Source organism: Pedobacter sp. (assembly GCF_035566355.1).
Classification (GTDB): Bacteria; Bacteroidota; Bacteroidia; order Sphingobacteriales; family Sphingobacteriaceae; genus Pedobacter.
Genome location: NZ_DATMRL010000308.1, coordinates 1 through 2,843 on the forward strand (window position 1 = coordinate 1; position 2,843 = coordinate 2,843).

Here is a 2,843-nt window from a genome sequence, read left to right on the forward strand (position 1 = left end):
ATCTAGTCAAGAGTATAGGCAGGTTACACTCAAGAATCCCTAAGAATGCACAGTTGCCACCAAGTCTTGATGCGGATTATGGATACTGGTTTTATCCGCATATTTTAAATCAACTGGCAAGGTTATTCGTAGGGATAAAAACAATAAGAAATGATTATCATAGGGATTTCTTTCTTGTCTGCTTCTCAGCCCTTTTGAAGAAAGTGAGTTTAGCTGATCCAAGACTTTCTGTTCCCGTGAGACAACGAGCTGACCATTATCCAGAAAGACATCCCCTCAGAATTCATGCGGAAAAAAGACTACGAAGACTTAAACGTATAAATGTGATTTCTGAATTTTGGCAAATTGTCAATATCAACAAAATACGGATCGAACAACTTAAGAACATTAATGAGGGCATCAAACTAATCGATATTGAACACGACGCTCGAATGATTGGTAAAAAGTCCAAAATGAATATTACAGTTGATATGATCATCACTTCTCCCCCATATAATGGTGCGCAAAAATACACAAGAGCATCAAAATTAAGTTTGAGTTGGTTAGCTGAAGTTGAAAACATAACCATTTCATCGGTCGAAGAAAAGTGCATTGGGAGAGAGCATTTTAAAAAAATAGATTATCAGATTCTTCCTAGGACTGGTGTATTAAAGGCTGATGAATTTCTAATAGAGACAATTAAAGTTAATCCATTGCGAGCCTATATTGCAGCAACTTACCTCCTTGAAATGAAAGAGGCACTTCTTCAGGCAACTTTGCTTTTGAAAAGGGGAGGATATTTTGTGCTTGTTGCCGGCAATAATTACGTCTGTGGACGAGAATTTATGACCGTAGATTATTTAACAGAAACAATTGAGAATTTGGGTTTCGTTTGTGTAGGAAGATTAATTGATGAAATAAAATCAAGGGGATTGATGACTAAGAGAAACAAGACTGCAAGTCTAATCACTCGCGAGTGGGTTTGTATTTTTCAAAAAAAATGATGGAAACAGAAAATTATACTTTTATTAAGATAATAAAAGCGCTTAATGAAAGTGTTTGGGAAGGGAAAGTGAAACAACCTTTAATCGACGAATGGCTGAATAACTTTTCAGAAGACACCCTAGATGTAGACGCCCAACGCACGCACGCACTATTTTTATTATCTAATTTTATGTATTTCGGAATAAACGAAATCAGAGAATTGTTAAAAGCACTTTTTAGAGATTTGTATCGCTACCCAATAGTTGAAAAAATACGTAAGGAAAATGAGCATACTATTGACCTCAATATAATTGAAGAAAATTTTAAACTGGAACTAAAATATACAAGGTTTATTGGTTTAGGCAATCCCTCTGAAAGTGGCTCCCATCTACTTTACTACTTTCGCCAAGAAAATGGATTACCCTCGGATCTCTTTATTCATCAACACGAAATTATTGAATTGATGAGTGTAGGTAATGAAAAAAAAGAGCAACTTACCGATAAGTGTAAAAATATCAAGCGATATGTTTTCCTGGATGATTTGTGCGGCTCAGGAACACAGGTAAAAATGTATATAGAAGATTTGGCAAAAAGTATTCGAGTATTAAATCCAAATGTCGAACTGCATTATTTTGTATTGTTCGGATCTACGGATAAACTGCAAAAAATTAATGAGCTTTTACCTGACGTATTTGATACTACCAAAGCCGTAATGGAATATGATCAGTCATTCAAATGCTTTGATGATCAATCTAGATTTTTTTTAACGTCTCAAGTTACTGTCGATAAATCCTTTGCTAAGAGAATGTGTAAATTCTATGGGGAAAAACTGTACTCTGACTTCCCACTTGGATTTAAGAATAGTCAACTTTTACTAGGTTTTTTCCATAATACTCCTAACAACACTTTGCCTATATTCTGGAGTGAAGGAATAGACGGATTTGGTTGGCAGCCTACATTTCGTCGCTATCCTAAATATTACGAATAAGCATGATGCGCGAACTCAATAATCCTTTTGATTTAACTGCGGCTACACACCTGACGGACGATCAGATACTCAGGTATTGGGTTAATTTTCCCAATAAGATAGTCAATACTCGATCACCTCGTCCGTTATTAATATTAGGGGGCAAGGGTAGCGGCAAAACCCATCTGATGCGCCATCTTTCTTTTCAATCTCAACAAAGAGAATATAAAGGGGATGTGGTTAAAGGTCTTCAAAAGGATGGTTACATTGGTTTGTATTTTAGATGTGGAGGTCTGAATGCTTTTCGTTTCCAAGGCAAATCTACCGATCAGGAAAAGTGGAAAATAATCTATACTTATTTTATGGAGCTATGGTTTGGAGAGTTAATGTTACAATCTGCCATTATTGCATTTAGTACACTTCATTCTTTTACTCAAAATCAACATGCAATTTGCAATGATATTAGCAGACTTTTTGATAAATTTCCTTTTCCTGTACCAGAGAAAATGGACGACTTACTACAAATTTTTCGTCAATTACAGAAAGAAGTTAATGTTTCTGTCAATAACAGGGCAATTGGAAAAGAATTTGACTTTGAGATACTTGTTACAGCAGGGAATTTATCCCTTGGCATTGCGCCAATTTTTTTAAAATACTGTACTGAATTAAGCAAAATTAAATTCATATATCTAATTGATGAGTTAGAAAATCTAACTGCTTACCAACAAAGTTATATACATACTTTGATTAGAGAAAGATATGATCCGGTGACATTTTATGTCGGCTCAAGATTATATGGGATAAAAACATACCAAACGTTAAGTGCGAATGAAGAAAATAAACCTGGATCAGAATTTGATTTGAAAGTACTAGATACACTTCTTCGGGATAATAAAAAAGAGTATTCAGATTT

At 34.8% G+C, this 2,843-nt stretch carries 3 protein-coding genes; all 3 read left to right on the forward strand.

Annotation, left to right across the window (positions count from 1 at the left end):
• Positions 1-983: hypothetical protein (locus VNZ46_RS12120; protein ID WP_325560395.1), on the forward strand; the 983-nt coding region annotated here is incomplete at its 5' end.
• Entirely contained in the window at positions 980-1,951 is a 972-nt protein-coding gene (locus tag VNZ46_RS12125; RefSeq protein ID WP_325560396.1) for a phosphoribosyltransferase-like protein, read from the forward strand. The genes VNZ46_RS12120 and VNZ46_RS12125, both read left to right, overlap by 4 nt.
• Positions 1,952-1,953: 2 nt before the next feature.
• On the forward strand, positions 1,954-2,843 hold an 890-nt coding region (locus tag VNZ46_RS12130; RefSeq protein ID WP_325560397.1), incomplete at its 3' end, for a hypothetical protein.